The 20,461-nt window shown below is 74.6% G+C and carries 13 protein-coding genes; 10 read left to right on the top strand and 3 right to left on the bottom strand.

From position 1 onward, the window contains the following. Nucleotides 1-97 precede the first annotated feature (97 nt). From MTP10_RS12750 to MTP10_RS12740, 3 genes are all read right to left on the bottom strand, one after another. Entirely contained in the window at nucleotides 98-3,604 is a 3,507-nt protein-coding gene (locus tag MTP10_RS12750; protein ID WP_310709331.1) for a serine/threonine-protein kinase, read from the bottom strand. Nucleotides 3,605-3,999: 395 nt separating this feature from the next. Next, nucleotides 4,000-5,598: an FAD-dependent monooxygenase gene (locus tag MTP10_RS12745; protein ID WP_310709330.1), complete on the bottom strand. Its 1,599-nt coding sequence runs from the start codon at nucleotides 5,596-5,598 to the stop codon at nucleotides 4,000-4,002. A 132-nt stretch (nucleotides 5,599-5,730) separates the two neighbouring features. After that, nucleotides 5,731-6,021 carry an MTH1187 family thiamine-binding protein gene (locus MTP10_RS12740; protein WP_310709329.1) on the bottom strand — a complete coding sequence of 97 codons (291 nt, stop codon included), beginning with the start codon at nucleotides 6,019-6,021 and terminating at the stop codon, nucleotides 5,731-5,733. A 549-nt stretch (nucleotides 6,022-6,570) separates the two neighbouring features. Between MTP10_RS12740 and MTP10_RS12735 the strand changes: the two genes are divergently transcribed. The 10 genes from MTP10_RS12735 (at nucleotide 6,571) to MTP10_RS12690 (ending at nucleotide 20,101) form a co-directional block, all read left to right on the top strand. Continuing rightward, nucleotides 6,571-6,726: a hypothetical protein gene (locus MTP10_RS12735; protein WP_310709328.1), complete on the top strand. Its 156-nt coding sequence runs from the start codon at nucleotides 6,571-6,573 to the stop codon at nucleotides 6,724-6,726. Further along, nucleotides 6,723-9,956: a penicillin-binding transpeptidase domain-containing protein gene (locus tag MTP10_RS12730; protein WP_310709327.1), complete on the top strand. Its 3,234-nt coding sequence runs from the start codon at nucleotides 6,723-6,725 to the stop codon at nucleotides 9,954-9,956. The genes MTP10_RS12735 and MTP10_RS12730 overlap by 4 nt, the downstream gene beginning before the upstream one ends. Before the next feature lie 40 nt (nucleotides 9,957-9,996). Further along, the gene (locus MTP10_RS12725) at nucleotides 9,997-11,529 is read left to right on the top strand and encodes a UDP-N-acetylmuramoyl-L-alanyl-D-glutamate--2,6-diaminopimelate ligase (RefSeq protein WP_310709326.1); all 1,533 of its coding nucleotides are present in this window, start codon (nucleotides 9,997-9,999) and stop codon (nucleotides 11,527-11,529) included. Further along, nucleotides 11,526-12,977, top strand: a complete 1,452-nt coding sequence (gene murF / locus MTP10_RS12720) for a UDP-N-acetylmuramoyl-tripeptide--D-alanyl-D-alanine ligase (protein ID WP_310709325.1) — start codon at nucleotides 11,526-11,528, stop codon at nucleotides 12,975-12,977. Before MTP10_RS12725 ends, murF begins: the two co-directional genes overlap by 4 nt. Beyond that, a complete protein-coding gene (mraY, locus tag MTP10_RS12715) occupies nucleotides 12,974-14,029 on the top strand; it encodes a phospho-N-acetylmuramoyl-pentapeptide-transferase (protein WP_310709324.1) in 1,056 nt (351 codons plus the stop codon). Before murF ends, mraY begins: the two co-directional genes overlap by 4 nt. Further along, nucleotides 14,026-15,426 carry a UDP-N-acetylmuramoyl-L-alanine--D-glutamate ligase gene (gene murD, locus MTP10_RS12710; RefSeq protein WP_310709323.1) on the top strand — a complete coding sequence of 467 codons (1,401 nt, stop codon included), beginning with the start codon at nucleotides 14,026-14,028 and terminating at the stop codon, nucleotides 15,424-15,426. Before mraY ends, murD begins: the two co-directional genes overlap by 4 nt. Next, nucleotides 15,423-16,733, top strand: coding sequence for a putative lipid II flippase FtsW (gene ftsW / locus MTP10_RS12705; RefSeq protein ID WP_397334455.1), 1,311 nt, complete (start codon nucleotides 15,423-15,425; stop codon nucleotides 16,731-16,733). The genes murD and ftsW overlap by 4 nt, the downstream gene beginning before the upstream one ends. 9 nt (nucleotides 16,734-16,742) lie before the next feature. Next, nucleotides 16,743-17,819, top strand: coding sequence for an undecaprenyldiphospho-muramoylpentapeptide beta-N-acetylglucosaminyltransferase (gene murG, locus MTP10_RS12700; protein WP_310709322.1), 1,077 nt, complete (start codon nucleotides 16,743-16,745; stop codon nucleotides 17,817-17,819). Then, on the top strand, nucleotides 17,816-19,216 hold the full coding sequence (gene murC / locus MTP10_RS12695; protein WP_310709321.1) for a UDP-N-acetylmuramate--L-alanine ligase: 1,401 nt from the start codon (nucleotides 17,816-17,818) through the stop codon (nucleotides 19,214-19,216). The genes murG and murC overlap by 4 nt, the downstream gene beginning before the upstream one ends. Before the next feature lie 222 nt (nucleotides 19,217-19,438). Then, nucleotides 19,439-20,101 (top strand): FtsQ-type POTRA domain-containing protein, encoded by a 663-nt coding sequence (locus MTP10_RS12690; protein WP_310709320.1) that lies wholly within the window; start codon nucleotides 19,439-19,441, stop codon nucleotides 20,099-20,101. Nucleotides 20,102-20,461 lie beyond the last annotated feature (360 nt).

Raw genomic sequence — 20,461 nt, 5'->3', positions numbered from 1 at the left:
CACGGGGCGACTGCCCGTTCGCCGCGCCCGTCACGATGCCACAGTTCGTCCGGGGCATCCTCGGCGGCGACCCGCTACGCGGCTGACGAGGCTCTCCTCAGCACCCAGCCCGGTACGGCCGGCCGGGGAGGTGGCGCGCCCACTCCGCCGCGGTGAGGGTCCGCCCGGCCCGGGCGCACACCGCCTTGAGCAGCGGCCCGACCGCCACGGGCAGCCGTGTCAGCCGTGCCTTCCTGCCGATCGCCACCACTTCCGCGTCGTCGGTGAAGGCGACCGACCGCGCGCTGTCCGTCAACTGCACCACAGGCCCCACCTGCTGCCCTCGCCGCACGTCCCAGACGGTCAGCGTGTTGTCCTGCGCCGCGAACGCGAACAGCCCGCCGTCGGCCGAGAACGCGGCCGCCCACGACGGCGCCCCCGCCCGCAGCCAGTCGCCCACCTGGGCTCCCGTGCGTGTGTCCCAGATGCCGACCTTGCCGGCGAAGTTCGCGGCGACCAGCCTCAGGTCCGCGCCGAACCAGACCTCCTCCGTCGCGCCCGGGAACGGCAACCGCGGCCCGTAAGGCTGCCCGCTCTCCAGGTCGACCATGCGCAGCCGGTCCGCGTCGAGGCCGACGAGCCGGCCATCCGCGTTCGCCGTCCACCCGAACAGGCGCGGCCTGGACACCTGCTTGACCCGCCGCCCGCCAGGCAGCGCCCAGAGGGTGAACGTCTTCTCCTCGGCCGTCCACAGCCCGGCTGGGCCGGGGAGCGCGCCGTCGGTGATGCCGGCGAGCGGTACCCTGGCCAGTTCGCCTCCGGTGGCGGTGTCCCAGACGACGACGTTGTCGCTGCGCCGCAGCGCGAGCCGGCCGCCGTCGCGGCTGAAGGTGAGCTCGCTGTCGTACGGGTCCGACGGACCAGCGGCCAGCGCCCTGCCGGCCGTCCGTACCCGGGACTCGGCCCACGTGCGGGAGTCGGCCAGCCGCACCTCCGGCGCTTTCAGCGCGTGGGAGGCGAGCCGCCGGCCGTGCGGGTCGAGCTCGACCTCGTCCACGGGCTCCGCCGAGACCGCCTGCGGCGGGAGCGTGACGACCGTGTCCTCGCTCAGGTACCGCAGGCCGTCCGGCCCGAACCCGACCGCGGACGCAAGGTCGGGTAGCTCGCGTTCGTACACCAGGGGATCGTCGGCGTCCACGTCGTAGAGTCGCAGCGTCGTGCCCAGCCCCGCGAGCAGCCGGCCGTCCGGGCCGAAGACCGGTGTCGCCATGCGGTCCCAGTCACCGATGAAGGCGATCTCCTTGCGGGTCCGGGCGTCGAAGACGGTGAGCCCTTTGTCGTCGGCGATGGCGAGCCGTTGCCCGTCGCGGCTGAAGGCCGCCCAGGCGGCGCAGTTCGAACAGATGCCAGGGAATCCCGGCAGGGCCTTGCCGGAGGGCAGTGCCCAGCGCTTTCCGCCTCCCACGGCGTAGTCACCGCCGGGGTGGACCGCCACCTTGTCGAGCGTGGGAAGCATGGTGGTCCGTCCGGTACGCGGGTCGCGGATGTCCTTGCCCTGCCCGTAGTCGATGACGAGGAGACCGCCATTGAAGGAGACCTCCAGGTCGATCTCGTCGCTGGCGGGCACGCGCGGGCCCACCCGGGTGCCGGTGGCGAGGCTCCACAACGCCACGCCCTTGGTGTCGGCCACGGCCAGCAGCCGGCCGTCCTCGCTGACCGCGACCTGCCGCAGCCGCGCGGCGGGCCGGCCCGGGGCGGTGAGGCTGCCGGTGAAGCCGCCCGTGCGGCGGCCGGTCGCCACGTCCCACATCCGCACCTCGCCGGGGCTGACGCTGACCAGCGTGCGGCCGTCGGCGCTGAGCGCGCGGGCCACGTCCGGGCCCGTCGCGGGATCGTGGAAGGCGCCGGTGGCCGGATCGGCGATCGAGGCGAGCAGGCTCGATCGCGCCTCGGCCGTGGGCGAGAGCCGTCCGGCGGCCGCGCTGAGCAGCATGGCGAGCACGGGGTCGCGGCCGCGCACCGACTCCGCGACGCCCGCCAGCCTGGCGGACTCGGCCGTGTCGCGCTGCCGGACGAGCGTGTCCCCCTGCTCGGCCAGGGTGGTGCTCTGCCGTACCGCGAAACCGCCCGCGACCAGCGACACCACCAGCAGGACGCCTAGGCCGGCGGCCAGCGCCCTGGTACGTCGCGAACGACGCCTGGTGAGCGCGGCGCCGGCCTCCAGGAAGTCCCGCTCGGCGGGCGTGAGGGTGATGTTGCGGCGTTCGGCGGCGGCCCAGCGCAGCGCGTCGTCGAGAGAGCTGCCGTGCAGGAGGTCGGCGTCCTTGCGCCCGCGCTCCTTCCAGCGTTCGGCGGCCGTGAGGATCTGCCGGTGGATGGACAGTCCGTCCCGGTTGGCCGCGATCCAGGCCCGCAACCGAGGCCAGGCCAACGGCAGGGCGGGCCGCAGCAGCCGGAGCCGTTCCCCGCCGTCCACGGCCGACACGAGGTAGGCGAACGCGGCCAGCGCGCGGTCGGCGTTCGGGGGGAGCTCGGACCTGCGCGACTCGCGTGGCACGAGGGTACCGTCCTCGGTGACCGTGACCAGGCGCAGGAAGATGTCCGGCACCAGTTCCCTGTCGGCGGGGGAGAGGGCGGCATAGGCGTCCTCGGCGATGACGCCGAGCGCCGGGTCGCCGCCGGCCACGCCGATCCGCTTGCCGTCGCTCGCGCCGCGCGCCAGCAGCTGCGCCGTGTCCACGGCCCCGTCCGCCTCGGTGAGCCCGTCCGCCTGTCCGGTGAGCCCGTCGGTGCGGAGCAGGCCGTCCGCCGGTCCGACGAGCCCGTCCGCGCTGAGGAGCCCCAGCAGCAGCTCGCGCGAGCGCGGGCGGCGCGCGCCGTCCTTGGCCAGCGCCGCGCGGACCAGGCTGCGCAGCGAGCCGGGGAGCACGGCGAGGTCAGGCTCGTGCGAGAGCACGCGGTGCATGACCGCGCCCAGCGACTCGCCCGAGAACGGGTCCTTGCCGGTGGCGGCGAACAGCACCACGGCGCCCCACGCGAACACGTCCGCAGCCGGCCCCGCCCGCTCCCCCGAGAACACCTCGGGCGCCATGTAGCCGGGCGTGCCCGCCACCACCCCGGTCGTGGTGAGCGACATCTCCTGTGTCCTGGCCACGCCGAAGTCGATCACCCGGGGGCCGTCGGGCCCGAGCAGCACGTTGTCGGGTTTGAGGTCGCGGTGGACGACGCCCGCGTCGTGGACGGCGGTCAGCGCGGTGGCGATCGCCGTGGCCAGCCGGTGCAGGTCGTCCCCGGCGAAGCGCCGCCCGCCCGTCACGGCCGCCCGCAGGCTCGGGCCCTCGACGTACTCGCTGACGATGTACGGCCTGGGCCCGTCGAGATCCGCGCCGAGAACGCGGGCGGTGCAGAACGACGCAACCCGCTGCGCCGCGACGACCTCCTTGGCCATCCGCCCCCGCACCTCGGTCACGCCGGCCAAATCGCCCCGCAGCAGCTTGACCGCCACCCGCGTGCCGGCCTGGTCGTACGCCTCGTACACGACGCCCTGGCCGCCCGCGCCAAGCCGCCCGGCCAGCCAGTACGCGCCCAGCCGCTGCGGGTCCCCGTCGATCAGTGCGCTCCTCACACGGGGTTGGACTACCAGCGAGACCGGGTGGTTGCCGAGCGCAGAGGGGAAAACCGCAGGACCACGCAGCCCCTGCCCGCCTCGGTCCCGAGCGGGGAGCTCAGCTCCGGGCGTGGCCTGCGCCACCTCGGACTTCCCGCGCCACCAGGTCCAGCCCGATCGGCGGCGCGGCCGGCGCGGGTCAGGGACTACCTGGCGGGCAGTCGCGGGGGGCGGGCGCGGAAGTCATGACGCGGCGCGCGATGGGCGTCCACGCCACGACGGGGCCGGCCTCGTCATGTCTCCGGGCGCCGGCCGCCAAGAGCGCCCGCCGCCCGAGACACCCTGGAACTGCGACGGGCGCCGGCCTCCACGAGCGCCCGTCGCCCGAGACGCCCTCGAACCGGTGCGGCGGCTCAGCGGCTGAGGAGACGGCGCAGGACGCGCTCCAGCGTGGCCGCCGACGCCGGGTCCGGTCCCGGTGAGCGCCAGGCGACGTATCCGTCGGGCCGTACCAGCACGGCGCCGCCCCCGCCCACGCCGTACCGCTCCTCGAAGACCCCGTCCACGTCCTTCAGCTCGTCGCCCACTATGACGCGCGTGAGCTGGATCCCCAGCAGGTCCTGCACCCGGCGTCCGGCGTCCGTCCACGCCCTGCCCTTCGGCCCGGTCATCAGCACGAACCCCGTCGCGAACAGGTCGATGGTCGAGATGTGCCGGCCGTCCCAGTCGAGGACCACGTGCGGGGCCCTGCTGCCGGGACGGCCGCTGGGCACGCGCGGGTCCTCCAGCAGCGAGCCGTCGTCGCCCGGCTCGTCCAGGATGGCCGTCGAGTGGTAGCGGTAGCCGATGAGGACCGCCGCCGGGTCCTCCAGCGGCTCGGGGTAGTCGACGCGCTGGGCGGGCGGCATCCGCACCCCCAGGTTGGCGAGCTGCGCGTCGGCGGTCAGGGCGCCGATGGGGCGGCGCTCGGCGTCGTAGGTGTCGAGGAAGCCGGGCCCGGCCTGGCCGGTGAGGACGAGCCAGAGCCGCCAGGCGATGTCACAGCCGTCCTGGAGCGCCGTGCTGCCGCCCTGCCCGCCCGTGGGCGGCATGGTGTGGGCCGCGTCGCCGGCCAGGAACACCCGCCCGTGGCGGTACCGCTCGGCCAGGACATGCGCCATGGTGAACGAGGTCGTGTCGAGGAGCCGCACGTCCAGGTCCGGTACGCCGGTGGCCAGGCGTACCAGCTCCACGCAGCGCTCGGGGGTGAAGTCGGCGTCGCTCTCGCCCTTGGCGGGGTCGTAGTTGACGCCGACCACGTGCGCGCCGACGCCGGTGCCGGTGACGATCACGCCGGTGAAGACGTCGTTCCGCAGGTACCACAGCGTGACCTCGCGCTCGCGCACGAGCCCGGTGAGATCGGCGTCGAACATGATCGAGTACATCCGCCCGAGCTCGCCCTTGCCCATGGTCGGGATGCCGAGCGCCTCGCGCAGCGGGCTGCGGTAGCCGTCGGCGGCCACCACGTAGTCGGCCCGGACCACGCTCTCGGCGCCGTGGGTCCGGATGACCGCCGTCACGCCGTCGCCGTCCTGGTCGAGCGTGACCAGCTCGGTGGAGAAGCGCAGATCGGCGCCGAGCTCCTCGGCCTTGGCCCGGAGCAGGCGCTCCACCTCGGCCTGCGGGGCGCCGACCCTGATGGCCGGGGTGAGCGCGTGGAGGAAGCCGAGCGACTCGTCCTCGCTGTCCATGATCATGTGGGGGTCGGGCGCGCTGAGGCTGGGGGCGATGGCCATGCGCATGCCGTCGCCGATGCCCTGGGAGATCTGGCCGAGGAGGTGCTCGACGCCGGGTACGGGGCGCAGCAGCTCGACGGCGCGGGGCATGACGCCGAACGCCTTGGGCTGGATCGAGGTGCTGGGATGCCGCTCGACGAGCATGACGGGGATGTCGCGCCAGGCGAGCAGCAGGGCCGCGCTGAGCCCGGCGTAGCCGCCGCCGACCACCAGGACGGGCACTCGCTCGTGCTTCATGTCCACCTCTCAGAAGGATCAGGACACGCGTAATATCGCGTTCGAGTAACACGATATGTCGCGTCTGCGAACAGGTCAAGACATATCGCGTTTGCGTGCCTGATGCCCCCGGGGCTTCCGGGGGCAGGGCCCTCAGGGGAGGTGGCGTTCCAGGGACTCGAGCTTGCTGGTCATCCCGTCCGTGACGCCCTCGCGCAGGTCGGCCTTGAGGACGAGGCTGACCCGGGGCGCGACCTCCGCCACCGCGTCGACGGCCCGCTTGACCACGGCCATCACCTCGTCCCACTCGCCCTCGACCGTGGTGAACATGGCGTCCGTGCGGTTGGGCAGCCCGCTCTCCCTGACCACCCGGACGGCGCGGGCCACCGGCTCGGCGACCCCTTCGCCGACGCCCAGCGGGGTGATGGAGAATGCGACGATCACGCTGTGCCCCCTCGTGCACGGTCTCGGCTGGACTGGCGGCGGGGGGCCGCGGGGGGGGGGGGGGGCGCCCCCCCCCCCCCCCCGCCGGGCGGCCGCCCCCCCCCCCCCCCCCCCCCCCCACCCCCCCCGCGCCCCGCCCCCCCCCCCCCCCCCCCCGCCCCCCCCCCCCCCGCCCCCCCCCCCGGGGGGGCCCGGCCCGGGGGGGGGCTCCGCGGCCGCGGCCTGGTCGCCGCCCCCCTGCCCACCCCCACCCCGGCGCGGGCCCCGACCCCCGCCCCGGGGCGGCGCGGCGAGACCGCCGCCGCCCGCCAGCACAACGAGCGGCTCAAGCAGCTGATCGAGCAGGAGACGCAGGCCGACGTCATCGCCAGGCGCGCCGAGGACCAGGGCCTCCACCTCGACAACACCATCAACCCGCTCACCCTGGGCGACAAGGGCACGGGCACCGCCGCCAAGCCGGGCACCGGCACGGGTACGGGCGCCGACAAGCGCACGGGCACCGGCGAGGAGACCGCGACCGGCACCCGTACCAGCACGGGCGCCGACACCGTGACTGGCAAGCCTGGCGCCACGGCGGATTCCGGCACCGGCGGCACGGCGGACACGGCCGACACCGGTGCCGCGACCAGCGGCACCGCCGACAGCACCGCAGACAGCGCGGCCGACACCGGGGCCGACGCCGGGCGGGTGGGCCAGACCCGGTGAGCACCACAGGCGGCAGGGGCCAGGGGCCCGGCCGTGGCGGGGGCGGCGCCGGCTCTCAAGGAGGGCCCGGCGCCGCCCGTCGTACGTCCGGCGGCCCCGGCCGGTCGGGAAGACAGGCGGGCTCGGCCCGTTCGGAGGGGGCGGACCGTCCGCCGTCCGACGAGCGGCGCGACCCGCGTAAGCGGCCCGACCCGTTCGACCTGCCTTTCGACCTCTCGTCCGGCCCGTCCGGCGACGACGCCGGCGACCAGCCCCGCGGCCGTGCGCCGCGGGGACGCGCCCCGCAGGACCCGCGCACCCGCCAGGACCCGGCGACCGGCCGCGACCCCGCACGCGGCCGCACGCGCCGCGACCGTGACGACGACGCCCAGGACGCTCCACGTGGTCGTACGCGCCAGGATCGGGACGGGGAGCCCGAGGATCTTCCGCGCGGCCGTCTGCGCCGCGACCGGGCCGCCGACCCGCAGGACGTCCCGCGCGGTCGCCCGCGCCGTGACCGCGACGAGGACCCCCAGGACGTCCCGCGCGGCCGTCTGCGCCGTGACCGCGACGACGACGCGTCAGGCACCGGACGCGGCCCCACAGGCCGGGACCGGGACGACGCCCCGTCGGACGTGCCGCGCGGCCGTACCCGGCGGGACCGTGACGGGGACCCGCAGGAGGCTCCACGTGGGCGTCTGCGGCGCGACCGGGACGGCGATTCCCGGGACACCCCGCGCGGCCGTGCGCCGCAGGACGAGGTCCGCGGGCGGTCCGCCGACCGCGGGCCGGCCGACCGGTCCGGCGGCCGGGCGGCCCCGGACCGGATGACCGGCCGGCCCGAGCGGGACGCCGGAGAGCGCAGCCCCCGCCACGACGACGAGACCCCGGACTGGGACCCCCTCGCCGGCTCCGCCCGCGCCCGGCGCACGGCGCGGGGCCGCGACGACCTCCCGCCCGTCCGGGGAGCGCGCGACGACGCGCCGCCGGCCCGCGCCCGACGCCAGGACGACGGTGACGGCCCCCGCGCCCGCTCACGCCAGGAGGCCCCGGGCCGGGCCGCCCGCGCCCGGCAGGACGACGACGCCCCCGCCGGACGGGGCCGTACGCGCGCGGGCACCGAGGGGCCGGCCGGACGAGACCGCGCCGACGCCGGGGAGCCGGGCGTCCACGGCCGTGCCCGCCAGGACGGGCCGCAGGGCACACGCGGGGCCGCCCCCCAGGACCGCGACCCCCGCGACCGGGCCACCGCACGCGACCGCGCCACCGCCCAGGACCGTGCCAGGGACAGGGCCGCTCAAGGCAGGATGCCGCAGGACGGCCAGGAGCGGCTCAGGGGGCGCGCGCCCAAGGACGGCCCCGGCGGGCCTCGGGGCGGCGCTCCCCGCCGCGGCGGCCCTTCCAGCCCCTTCGGGCGCGGCCTCGGCGCGCTGCTCCGGCGTGCCGCCGGCGGCCGCGACGGTGGCGGCCGCGACGGCGGGCGCAGGCCGCCGTCGTCCCGGCCCGCCAAGCCGCCCCTCGTCCTGCGTCTCGGCAGCCCGCGCCGGCGCATCAACGTGGGGCTCATCGGCATGACCTTCATCCTGTCGATCTTCGCCGGCCGGCTGATCCAGATGCAGGGCCTCGACTCCAAGGTGTACGAGGCGCGGGCCGCCGACCAGCGCCTGCAGACCCAGCAGATCCCCGCCAAGCGCGGCACGATCACCGACGTCAACGGCCACCCGCTGGCCGTCACCGCCGAGGCGCGCGAGATCGCCATCGACCCCACCGTGGTGCCCGTCCCCAGGCGGCCCGTGGTCGCCCAGGCCCTCGCCGCGCACCTGGGCAGGACCGAGCAGGAGATGGCCGCCAAGCTGGCCCAGCCCGGCACCCGCTACCAGTTGCTGGCCCGGGACGTCGACCCGGTCGTCGCGAGCCGCCTGCTGAAGGCCGGCGTCCCCGGGCTGACCGCGAAGAAGACCTACCGGCGGCTCTATCCGGCGGGCGACCTGGCGGGCAGCCTCATCGGGTTCGTCGGTGACGAGGGCAAGGGCCTCGGCGGCATCGAGGCGACCAAGAACTCCCTGCTGGCCGGCCGCGACGGCGAGCAGCGGGCCGAGACCGGCCGTGACGGTCAGCCCATCCCCATGACCAGCACCCGGCGCACCGCTCCGGTGGACGGCCGCGACGTGCGGCTGACCATCGACCGCGACATCCAGTGGGCCGCCCAGCGGTCCCTCACCGAGCAGGTGAAGGAGGCCGGCGCGAGCAGCGGCACCGTCATCGTCATGGACGTCCGGACGGCGCAGATCATCGCCATGGCCAACAGCCCGGAGCTCGACCTGAACAACTGGAGCAAGTCCCCGGCCAGCCTGTACGTCAACCGGGCCGCCGCCGACGTGTTCGAGCCGGGCAGCACCAACAAGGTCATCACCGCGGCGGCGACCCTGGAGGCCGGCGTGGTGAGCCCGGACACGGTCTTCCAGGTCAAGGACAACATCCAGTGCGCCGACCGGGTGCTGCGCGACGCCCACCCGCATCCGGCCGAGGCGATGACGTTCCGCGAGGCCATGGCCCAGTCCAGCAACGTCGCGACCATCATGGCCGCCCGCAAGATCGGCAGCGAGCGGCTGTACCGGATGCTCAAGGCGTTCGGCTTCGGCGCGGCGCCCGGCGGCGGCGTGCCCGGCGCCGGGGCCGGCCTGCTGCCCGACTACAAGACCTGGTCCGGCAGCCAGAGCTGCACGGTCGCCTACGGGCAGGGCGTGTCGGTGACCGCGCTGCAGATGGCCAGCGTGTACCAGACGATCGCCAACGGCGGCGTGAAGATCGACCCGCAGATCGTCGCGGGCACGACCGACGCGTCCGGCAGGTTCGTCCCGTCGGCTCCGGGCAGGAAGACCCGGGTGGTCAGCGAGAGGACCGCCAAGGAGATCGGCACCATGCTCGAGGCCGCGGTGAGCGCCCAGGGCACCGGCGAGCTGGCCGCCATCCCCGGATACCGGGTGGCGGGCAAGACGGGCACCGCGGACCGCTACGATCAGCAGTTGGGCCGTTACGACGGCTATACTGCCTCGTTCGCGGGGTTCAGCCCCGCCGACGCGCCTCGGCTCGTGGTGCTGTCGGTGCTGCAGAACCCGAAGAACGGTCACTTCGGCGGGCAGATCGCCGCGCCCGTGTTCAAGGATGTGATGACGTTCGCCATCAAGAGCAGGAAGATCCCGCCCACGGGTTCCGCCGCGCCCGCGGTGCGGACTCGCGCGGGACAGTGACAGGGAAAGGTACGCTGCCGCCGTGCGTCCCCCGTCGTCTATGCGTCCAACGACCAGTCCGCCCCGTCCGCTGACCGGGCTGGCGACCATGCTCGATGCCGAGCCCGGCTCGGCGAGGTCGCCCCACGCCGCGCTGACCGGCGTCACCATCGACTCGCGCGAGGTGCGGCGCGGCGATCTCTACGTGGCCCTGCCCGGCCGGCAGGCGCACGGCGCGGCCTTCGCGGCGCAGGCCATGGCGAGCGGCGCCGCGGCCGTCCTCACCGACGAGGCGGGCCGTGAGCAGGCCGTGGCCACCGGGCTGCCGGTGCTGGTCGTCCCCGATCCGCGCGCCCTGCTCGGGCAGATCGCCTCCTGGGTGTACGGCCAGCCGGCCCACGACATCCAGGTGCTCGGCGTGACCGGCACCAGCGGCAAGTCCACCACCACGTTCCTGCTGGAGGCCGGACTGCGGGCGGCCGGCCACACCACGGGCCTGGTGGGCGGCGTCGAGATCCACGCGGGCGGCCTGGAGTTCGTGCCGCGGCTGACCACCCCGGAGGCGTCGGACCTGCACGGCCTGTTCGCCCTCATGCGGGAGCGGGGCGTGACGGCGGCGGCCATGGAGGTCTCCAGCCACGCGCTGGCGCTCGGCCGGGTCGACGGCGTCTTCTACGACGTGGCGCTGTTCACCAACCTGTCGCAGGACCACCTCGACTTCCACAAGGACCTCGACGACTACTTCTCCACCAAGGTGCGGCTCTTCCAGCCCGAGATGTGCCGCGTGGGCGTCACCAACCTCGACGACCCGCACGGCCGTGAGCTGCTGTCGCGGGCCAAGGTGCCGATGACGACGTTCTCGGCGCTCGGCGACCCGCAGGCGTCCTGGCGAGCGCTCGACACACGGCTCGGCGCGGACGGCAGCTCGTTCCGCGTGGTGGGCCCCGGCGGGGTCGAGGCCGACGCGCAGATCTCGCTGCCCGGCCCGTTCAACGTGGCCAACGCGCTCGGCGCCGTCGTCACCCTCGTCGAGTCCGGCGTGCCGCTCCAGACGGCCGTCCACGGCGTCGGCACGCTCACCGGGGTGCCCGGCCGCATGGAGCGGGTCACGGGCGCGGGCGACGAGTTCCAGGCCGTCGTCGACTACTCGCACAAGCCCGGCGCGGTCGAGTCGGTGCTGCTCTCGCTGCGTGAGGTCACCGCGGGCCGGCTCACGGTGGTGATCGGCTGTGGCGGCGACCGTGACACCGGCAAGCGGCCGCTCATGGGCGAGGCCGCGGCCCGGCTGGCCGATGTGGCGATTTTCACCAGTGACAATCCCCGTTCCGAGGATCCGCTGGCCATCCTGGCCGCGATGATGGACGGAGCGCTCCGCGTTCCGCAGCAGGACCGCGCTCATGTGATCATTGAGCCTGACCGCGCGGCCGCGATCGAGCTGGCGGTCGGCCGGGCCGGCCGCGGCGACGTAGTCGTGGTGGCGGGCAAGGGCCATGAGCAGGGCCAGTACATTTCAGGCGAGGTGATCCCCTTCGACGACCGCGAGGTCGTCGCCCGGGCGATCGACGCACGCAAGGAAAGCAGGAAGCACGCATGATCCCGTTGCCTCTGGCCAGGATCGCCGAGATCACCTCGGGGGCCCTGTCGGGCATGGCCGACCCCCGCGCGGTGGTCCGCGGCCCGGTGGTGATCGACTCGCGGGACGTCGGACCGGGATCGCTGTTCGTCGCCTTCGCGGGCGCGCGCGTCGACGGTCACGACTACGCCGCCCAGGCGGTCCGGGCCGGAGCCGTCGCGGTGCTCGCGAGCCGGCCGGTCGACGCGCCCGCGGTCGTGGTGCCCGACACCGCCGCGGCGCTGGCGGCCCTGGCCACCGCGCACGCCGCGGCGCTGCCGGACGCCACCGTGGTGGGCATCACCGGCTCGGCCGGCAAGACGACCACCAAGGACCTGCTGGCCCGGCTGACGGCCCGCATGGGGCCCACGATCGCGCCGGTCGGCTCGTACAACAACGAGATCGGCCACCCGCTGACCGTGCTCAAGGCCGACCACGAGACCCGGTTCATGGTGCTGGAGCTGAGTGCCCGCAACATCGGCCACATCCGCGCGCTGACCCGCATCGCGCCGCCCCGCATCGGCGTGGTCCTCAACGTCGGCACCGCCCACCTCGGCGTGTTCGGCGGCAAGGAGGCCATCGCCAAGGCCAAGGGCGAGCTGGTCGAGGCCCTGCCGCGCACCGGCGTCGCCGTGCTCAACGCCGACGACCCGCTGGTGCGTGAGATGGCCTCGCGCACCGAGGCGCGCGTCACCCTGTTCGGGCGCTCGCCGGAGGCCGCCATCCGCGCCGAGGACATCACAGTGGACGAGCGCGGCCGCGCCTCGTACACGCTGACCACCCCCTCCGGCTCCGCGCGGATCTCCCTCAAGCTGTACGGCGAGCCGGCGGTCGAGAACTCCCTGGCCGCCGCCGCGGCTGCGTACGAGCTGGGCCTGCCGGTCGCCACCATCGCCGCGGAGCTGAGCGAGGCCACCCCGCGCAGCCGGTGGCGGATGGAGGTCACCGACCGGCCCGACGGCGTCACCGTGATCAACGACGCGTACAACGCCAACCCCGACTCCATGCGGGCCGCCTTCGCGGCGCTCGGCACGCTCGGCGGCGGCAGGCGCCGCTTCGCCGTCATCGCCGCCCTGCGGGAGCTGGGCGAGGACGGCACGGCGCTCAACACGGACCTGGGCCGCCTGGCGGGCGGCGCGGGCCTGGCGGGGCTGGTCGTCGCCGGCCCGGACGCCGCCCCGGTGCTGGAGGGCGCGTTCGCGGCGGCCGGCGGCCACGGGGCCGCCCCCGAGCCGCGGGAGACCCACACCCAACTGACGGACATGTCCGGAACGGGCGACATGCCGATCGTGCACGTTCCTGACGCGGAGGCCGCCGCGGCGCAGCTGTCGCAGTGGCTGCGGCCCGGCGACGTCGTGCTCGTCAAGGGGCCCCGCGCGATGAGCCTTGAGAGGACGGCCGAGCTGCTGCTCGGGGGTGCCACCCAGTGACCAACATCATCATTGCCGGCGCGGTGGGACTCATCCTGTCGATGCTCGGCACCCCCCTGGCCATCCGGCTGCTCTCCCGTCGTGGCTACGGCCAGGAGATCCGCGAGGAGGGCCCGTCCGGCCACTACGACAAGCGCGGCACCCCCACCATGGGCGGCATCGTCATCGTGCTGGCCTCGCTGCTGGCCTACGGCGGCTCCCACCTCGCCACGCTGGCGCCGCCGACCGTCTCGGGCCTGCTCGTGCTGTTCCTGATGACCGGCCTCGGCGCCGTCGGCTTCCTCGACGACTTCATCAAGATCTACAAGCAGCGCAGCCTGGGCCTGCGCAGCGGCGCCAAGGCGCTGGGCCAGCTCGTCGTCGGCGCCGTCTTCGCGGTGATGGTGACGCAGCAGGCCAACGTCTACGGCATCACGCCGGCCGAGACCCGCCTGTCGTTCCTGCGCGACTTCGGGCCGTCCATCGGCCTCTTCGGGTTCACCATCTGGGTGCTGATCATGATCGTCGGCTTCTCCAACGCGGTGAACCTCACCGACGGCCTCGACGGCCTGGCCAGCGGCGCGACCGGCGTGGTCCTGGCCGCGTACGTGCTGATCGGCAACTGGCAGCTGCGCAACAACTGCATCGACCAGCTCGGCCCGAACTGCTACTGGGTCCGCGACCCGCTCGACCTGGCCGTGGTGGCCGCCGCCGTGCTCGGGGCGCTGATCGGGTTCCTGTGGTGGAACGCGCCCCCGGCCAAGATCTTCATGGGCGACACCGGGTCCCTGGCGCTGGGCGGCGTGCTCGCCGGCCTGGCCATCGCCACCCGCACGCAGCTCCTGCTCATCATCCTCGCCGGGCTGTGCGTGATCATCACCCTGTCGGTGATCATCCAGGTGGGCTCCTTCAAGATGACCGGGAAACGCGTGTTCAGGATGGCGCCGCTCCAGCACCACTTCGAGCTGAAGGGCTGGGCTGAGACCACGATCGTGGTCCGGTTCTGGCTGATCGCCATGCTGTGCGCGGCCCTCGGCCTCGGCCTGTTCTACGTCGAGTGGATGCCGCGGTGAGCCCGGCCCCGTCATCGGCACAGGGCGTCACCTGCGTCGCCGGGCTCGGCGTCTCAGGCATCGCCGTGGCCGAGGTGCTGGCCGTGCGCGGGGAGCGGGTCGTGGTCGTGGAGGCCGCCGAGGGGGAGCGCCAGCTCCGGGCCGCCGCCGAGCTGGCCCCGCTGGGCGTCGAGGTGCGCTTCGGCGCCGCGGGGCTCCCCGAGGGCGTCACCCGGCTCGTCACCACCGGCTGGGCGCCCCACCACCCGCTGATCGCCGCCGCCCTCCGCGCGGGCGTCGAGGTGGTCGGGGAGGTCGAGCTGGCCTGGCGGCTGCGCCCGGCCGGCGCGGCCCCCTGGCTCGCCCTGACCGGCACCAACGGCAAGACCACCGCCGTGCGCATGCTGACGTCCATCCTGCTCGCCTCCGGACGCCGGGCGCTCGCCGTGGGCAACGTCGGCGAGCCCGTCATCCGGGCCGTCACCCGTACCTCCGGGGAGCCGTACGACGCGCTCGCGGTCGAGCTGTCCAGCTTCCAGCTCCACTGGTCGGGCTCGCTGGCCCCGCTGGCCGCCGCGGTCCTCAACGTCGCGCCCGACCATCTCGACTGGCACGGCTCGATGGAGGCGTACGCCGCCGCCAAGGGCCGCGTCTTCGAGCGGGCCGGCACCGTCGTCTACAACGCCGACGACCCCGAGGCCGCCCGGCTGGCCGAGCCGTACCCGGGGGCCGTCGGCTTCACGCTGCGCGTGCCGAGGCCCGGGCAGGTGGGCGTGGTCGAGGACATCCTCGTGGACCGGGCGTTCGTCGCCGACCCGGTGGAGGCCGCCGAGGAGCTGGCCACGCTGGCCGACGTGCGCCCGCTCGCCCCCCACAACGTGGCCAACGCCCTGGCCGCCGCCGCGCTGGCCCGCGCCGCCGGCGTCCCGGCCTCCGCCGTACGGCAGGGCCTGCGCGACTTCGTGCCCGACCCGCACCGCATCGCCCATGTCGCCCGGATCGGCGAGGTGGACTACGTGGACGACTCCAAGGCCACCAACCCGCACGCCGCGGCGGCGGCCCTGTCGGCCTACCCGTCGATCGTGTGGGTCGCGGGCGGCCAGCTCAAGGGCGCCGACGTGGACGACCTGGTGCGCCGGGCCGCCCCGAGGCTGCGCGGGGCCGTGCTGCTGGGCGCCGACCGGGGCGTCATCGCCGAAGCACTCGCGCGACACGCCCCGAATGTCCCCGTCGTGGACATCCCCGCCCAAGACACTGGTGCGATGGACAGAGTCGTCACCGAAGCCGCCCGCCTGGCCCGTCCGGGCGACACCGTGCTGCTCTCCCCGGCCGGCGCGTCGCTCGACATGTTCGCCGGGTACCCGGCCCGGGGGGAGGCCTTCGCGCGTGCCGTACGCGAGCTGAAGGCCGCCACGTGAGCGCCACCACCGAGGACCGGCCGCGCCAGAGCGCCGTCGAGGGACCGTCCGGCTGGGCGCGCGAGCACCTCGCGTCGCTGCGGGAGCTGCTGGGCAAGCCGCTGACCACGTACTACCTCATCATCGGGTGCAGCGCCCTGCTGCTCGCGCTCGGGCTGATGATGGTCCTGTCGGCTTCCAGCATCGAGGCGATGCAGAAGACCGGCAACCCGTTCTCCTGGTTCATCAAGCAGTCGTTCTCGGCGGCGCTGGGCGTGCCCGTGATGTGGGCCTGCTCGCGGCTGCCGCACCGGTTCTTCCGGTGGGCCGGCTATCCCCTGATGGCGCTGTCGATCATCGCGCTGGTCATGGTGCTGTTCATCGGCTCGTCCGAGCTGGGCGCGCAGCGCTGGATCTACGTCGGCCCGCTCACCCTCCAGCCGTCCGAGCCGGCCAAGCTGGGCCTCGCGCTGTGGGGAGCCGACCTGCTGGCCCGGCGGGCCCGGCACGGCCGCATCGAGTGGCGGCACATGCTGATCCCGCTCATGCCCGGCACGGTGATCCTGGCCGTCATGGTCATGCTCGGCCGTGACCTCGGCACGACCCTCGTGCTGTTCATGATCTTCCTGGCGCTGCTGTGGGTGGTGGGGGCGCCGATCAAGCTGTTCGCCGGCATCCTGGCCCTCGCGGTGCTGGCCGCCATGATCATGATCAAGGTCGAGCCGTACCGGATGGCCCGCATCAGCTCGTTCCTCGACCCGTGGGCCGACGCGCAGGGCTACGGCTACCAGGCGGTGCAGGGGCAGATCGCGATGGGCTCCGGCGGCTGGTTCGGGCTCGGCCTGGGCAGCAGCCGGGCCAAGTGGAGCTGGCTGCCCCACGGCGAGAGCGACTTCATCTTCGCCATCCTCGGCGAGGAGCTCGGCCTCATGGGGACCCTGGTGGTCGTGGCGCTGTTCGGCCTGCTCGGCTACGCGGGGCTGCGCGTGGCCACCCGGGTCGACGACCCGTTCGTCCGGCTGGCCGCCGCCGCGATCGTGGCCTGGATCGCCGGTCAGGCCATCGTCAACATGGGCGCCGTCCTCGGAGTGCTGCCCATCACCGGCATCCCGCTGCCCCTCGTCTCGTACGGCGGGTCGGCCCTGCTGCCCACGCTGGCCGCGCTCGGCATGCTGCTGTCGTTCGCCAAACGCGAGCCGGGCGCCCGCGAGGCCCTCGCGGCCCGTGGCCCCGGACCGGTCCTCCGGGCCCTAAGCTGGCTGGGCCTGGGAGGCATCGCCAGAGGCAGGGCACGGCGCCAGGGCACGACGGTCGGGGCACGACGGTAGGGAGTGGACATGAGGGTGGTCCTCGCCGGGGGCGGGACGGCCGGCCACATCGAGCCGGCGCTCGCCCTTGCCGACGCGCTGCGCCGTCTGGACCCGGCCGTCGGCATCACGTGCGTGGGCACCGAGCGGGGCCTGGAGACGCAGCTCGTCCCGGCCCGCGGCTACGACCTGGACCTCGTGCCGGCCGTTCCGCTGCCCAGGGCGCTCACCCCGCGCCTGCTCACGGTGCCCGGCCGGCTGGCGGGCGCCGTCAACGCCGTCGCCGCGGTCCTCGACCGCGTCTCAGCCGACATCCTCGTGGGGTTCGGCGGGTACGTCGCCACGCCCGCCTACCTGGCCGCCAAGCGGCGCGGCCTGCCGATCGTCGTCCACGAGGCCAACCCGCGCCCGGGCCTGGCCAACCGGCTCGGCGCGCGGCTCGCCGACCACGTCTTCAGCGGCTTCCCCGAGCCGGCCCTGGCCGGAGCCGCGTACATCGGCACCCCGCTGCGCCGCGAGATCGCCACCCTGGACCGGCTGTCCACGGGCGACAAGGCCCGCTCCTGGTTCGGCCTGGAGAACGACCGGCCCACGCTGCTCGTCTTCGGCGGCTCGCGGGGCGCGCGGTCGATCAACCAGGCGGCGCTGGCCGCGGCCCCCGCCCTGCGCGCGGCCGGCATCCAGGTGCTGCACGTGCTCGGCCCGGACAACGTCCCCGACCACGAGCCGCCGCCCGGCGACCCGCAGTACGTCCTGCTGCCGTACGTCGACCGCATGGACCTGGCCTACGCCGCGGCCGACCTCGCCCTGTGCCGGGGCGGGGCGCTCACCTGCGCCGAGCTGACCGCGGTGGGGCTGCCCGCGGCGTACGTGCCGCTGCCCCACGGCAACGGCGAGCAGCGGCTCAACGCCGAGCGCATCGTGGCGGGCGGCGGCGGGTTCGTGGTCGACGACGCGGACCTGTCCCCCCAGTGGATCGTCCACCACGTGCTGCCGATCCTGCGCGACCCCGAGCGGGTCGCCGTCATGTCCGAGGCGGCCTCCCGACTGGGGCGCAAGGACGCCGATATCATGCTCGCAAGGAAAGTCTTGGAGATAGCCGGATGAGTCTGGTCAAGCTGGTCGATCCCATCGCCGCCGAGGAGCTGGGCCGGGTGCACTTCATCGGCATCGGCGGCGCGGGGATGTCGGGCATCGCCCGCATCCTGATCAAGCGCGGCGTGCGCGTGTCCGGGAGCGACGCGCGCAGCAGCGACCTCGTGGGCGAGCTGCGCCGGCTGGGCGCCACCGTCCACATCGGGCACGCCGCCTCCCACATCAAGGACGTCGACACGGTCGTGGTCTCCACCGCGATCCGCGACTCCAACCCGGAGCTCGGCGAGGCGCTCAGGCAGGGGCTGCGCATCATCCCGCGGGCCGCCGCGCTCGCCTCCGTGATGGCCGGGCGCACCGCCGTAGCCGTCGCCGGCACCCACGGCAAGACCACCACCTCCTCGATGCTCACCGTGGCGCTGCAGAAGTGCGGCGCCGACCCGTCCTACTGCGTCGGCGGCCAGCTCGTCACCACCGGGCTCGGCGCGGACGAGGGCTCCGGCGAGGTGTTCGTCGCCGAGGCCGACGAGAGCGACGGCTCGTTCCTCATGCTGGCCCCCGACATCGCCGTGGTCACCAACGTCGAGGCCGACCACCTCGACAACTACGGCGACCCGCGCGCCGTCCACGACAGCTTCGCCCGCTTCGCCGAGCGGATCGGCTCGCTGCTCATCGCCTGCGCCGACGACCCCGGCGCCGCGGAGCTGGCCGAGACGGCGCGGGCGCGCGGCCTGCGCGTGCGCACGTACGGAGCGGCCGGCGACCTGCGCGTGACGGACGTGCGGCCCGACGGGTTCGGCACGAGGTTCACCACCGAGGGGCGCGGTGACGTCCGGCTGGCCGTCCCCGGCGCCCACAACGCGCTCAACGCCACCGCGGTGATCGCCGTGGCCGACGAGCTGGGCCTGCCGTTCGAGGAGATCAGGGACGGGCTCGCCGCCTTCGGCGGGGCCAAGCGGCGCTTCGAGTCCAAGGGCGAGGCGGGCGGCGTCGCCGTGTTCGACAGCTACGCCCACCACCCGACCGAGCTGGCCGCCGACCTGCGGGCCGCGCGCGACGTCGTGGCGTCCTACTCCGGCGACGGGCGGGTCGTCGCGATCTTCCAGCCGCACCTGTACTCGCGTACCCGCTTCTTCGCCGACGACTTCGGCACGGCGCTCGCGCTGGCCGACGAGGTGATCGTGCTCGACGTGTACGGCGCCCGCGAGGACCCGGAGCCCGGGGTGTCGGGGGCGATGGTCGCGGGCCGCGTGCCCCTGCCCGCCGAGCGGGTCGCGTACGCGCCGGACCGGTCCGCGGTGCCGTCGCTGGCGGCCTCCCGCGCCCGGCCGGGCGACATCGTGCTGACGATGGGGGCCGGCGACGTGACCGAGCTGGGCCCGCAGATCCTCGCGGAGCTGTCCGGCCGCTGACCCGCCCCTCATGCGCGGGGGAGGGACGGCTCCGGGCGCGCCTCGGGCGGTACGGGCGGGATGCGGCGTAAGTTCGGTCCCACGGCTGCTCCGGCCCGGAGATCGGCGATGCCGTCCTTTCGCCGGCGGCCGTGAAACCGGCGGTCGTGAAGCCGGGTGTCGTGAAGCCGGGTGTCGTGGAGCCGGGTGTCGTAGGCCGGGTGTCGTGGAGCCGGGAGAGTGATGAGGGCGCGGACGGCGTTGCTGGTGCTGCTGACGGTCGGGGTGGTGGGCGTCGCGGCGTGGCTGGTGTTCTTCTCGCCCGTCCTGGGCGTCCGATCTGTGGAGATCGTGGGAAATCTCACAGTGCCCCAGGACCGGGTCAAGGAGAAGGCCGCCGTTCCCGCCCTGCATCCGCTGGCCACGGTCGACCTGGACGAGGTCGAGGCGCGCGTCCTGACCCTCCCGCAGCTCGCCACGGCCAAGGCCGACCGCGTCTGGCCGGGAACGCTGCGCATCCAGGTCACCGAGCGGCGGCCGGTCGCCTCCCTGCCCGTGGGCGGCCGGGCGGCGCTGATCGACGGGCACGGCGTGGTGATCGAGGTGCGGGATCTGGCGCCGGCCTGGCTGCCGGTGCTCAAGGTCGACCGGCCGGCCGCGGGCGACCCGGCGACGATGGCGGCGCTCAAGGTCGTACAGAACCTGCCCCGCTCCCTGTCGGGAAAGGTACGGCAGGTCCGCGCCACCACGGCCGAGGGCGTGTCGCTGGAGCTGACCGACGGGCGCACGGTGTTCTGGGGCGGCGCCGAGCGCGGCGAGGAGAAGGCGCGCATCCTGGAGCGCGTGCTGGGCCGCAAGGCGGACCTCTACGACGTCAGCTCGCCGGACGTGGTGACGCTCAAGTGATCTTATCGCGGACATCCGGTAATGATCCTTACCGATCTTCCCCGCGAGGCGTTTCCGCCGTCCGATCAGGGCGTGCGCGGGTGAGTCGCCGCGCCGGTACACGGGGGCGGCCCGGCCGTGAGAGCCTGTACGCGGGACATGCGGCGGAGGAGTGCCCCGACCTGGCGAGACCGCGGAGCGAATCGGACAGCCCGCGACACGCCGGACGTGATTGCGGCGCGGTTAGTTGACCCGCCCGGAGCGTACTCCTACTGTCCGTATCAATCCTCAGGTTGACATAAATCTAAATCTCAACTTGAGGTTGAGACTTACCCGAACTGAAGAACGCGGAGACATCCGCACCGAAATGGCAAGTAAACG

Source organism: Nonomuraea sp. 3-1Str (genome assembly GCF_031570565.1).
In the GTDB taxonomy this organism is placed as follows: Bacteria; Actinomycetota; Actinomycetes; order Streptosporangiales; family Streptosporangiaceae; genus Nonomuraea.
Note: the sequence above shows the minus strand (reverse complement) of the source record. Positions and strands in the feature narration are given on the sequence as shown.

What these genes read in the sequence shown, in the direction of transcription:
- MTP10_RS12745 (WP_310709330.1), bottom strand. Translation starts at nt 5,598, where the DNA reads ATGAAGCACGAGCGAGTGCCCGTCCTGGTGGTCGGCGGCGGCTACGCC.
- MTP10_RS12725 (WP_310709326.1), top strand. Translation starts at nt 9,997, where the DNA reads ATGCGTCCAACGACCAGTCCGCCCCGTCCGCTGACCGGGCTGGCGACC.
- murF (WP_310709325.1), top strand. Translation starts at nt 11,526, where the DNA reads ATGATCCCGTTGCCTCTGGCCAGGATCGCCGAGATCACCTCGGGGGCC.
- murG (WP_310709322.1), top strand. Translation starts at nt 16,743, where the DNA reads ATGAGGGTGGTCCTCGCCGGGGGCGGGACGGCCGGCCACATCGAGCCG.
- murC (WP_310709321.1), top strand. Translation starts at nt 17,816, where the DNA reads ATGAGTCTGGTCAAGCTGGTCGATCCCATCGCCGCCGAGGAGCTGGGC.
- MTP10_RS12690 (WP_310709320.1), top strand. Translation starts at nt 19,439, where the DNA reads ATGAGGGCGCGGACGGCGTTGCTGGTGCTGCTGACGGTCGGGGTGGTG.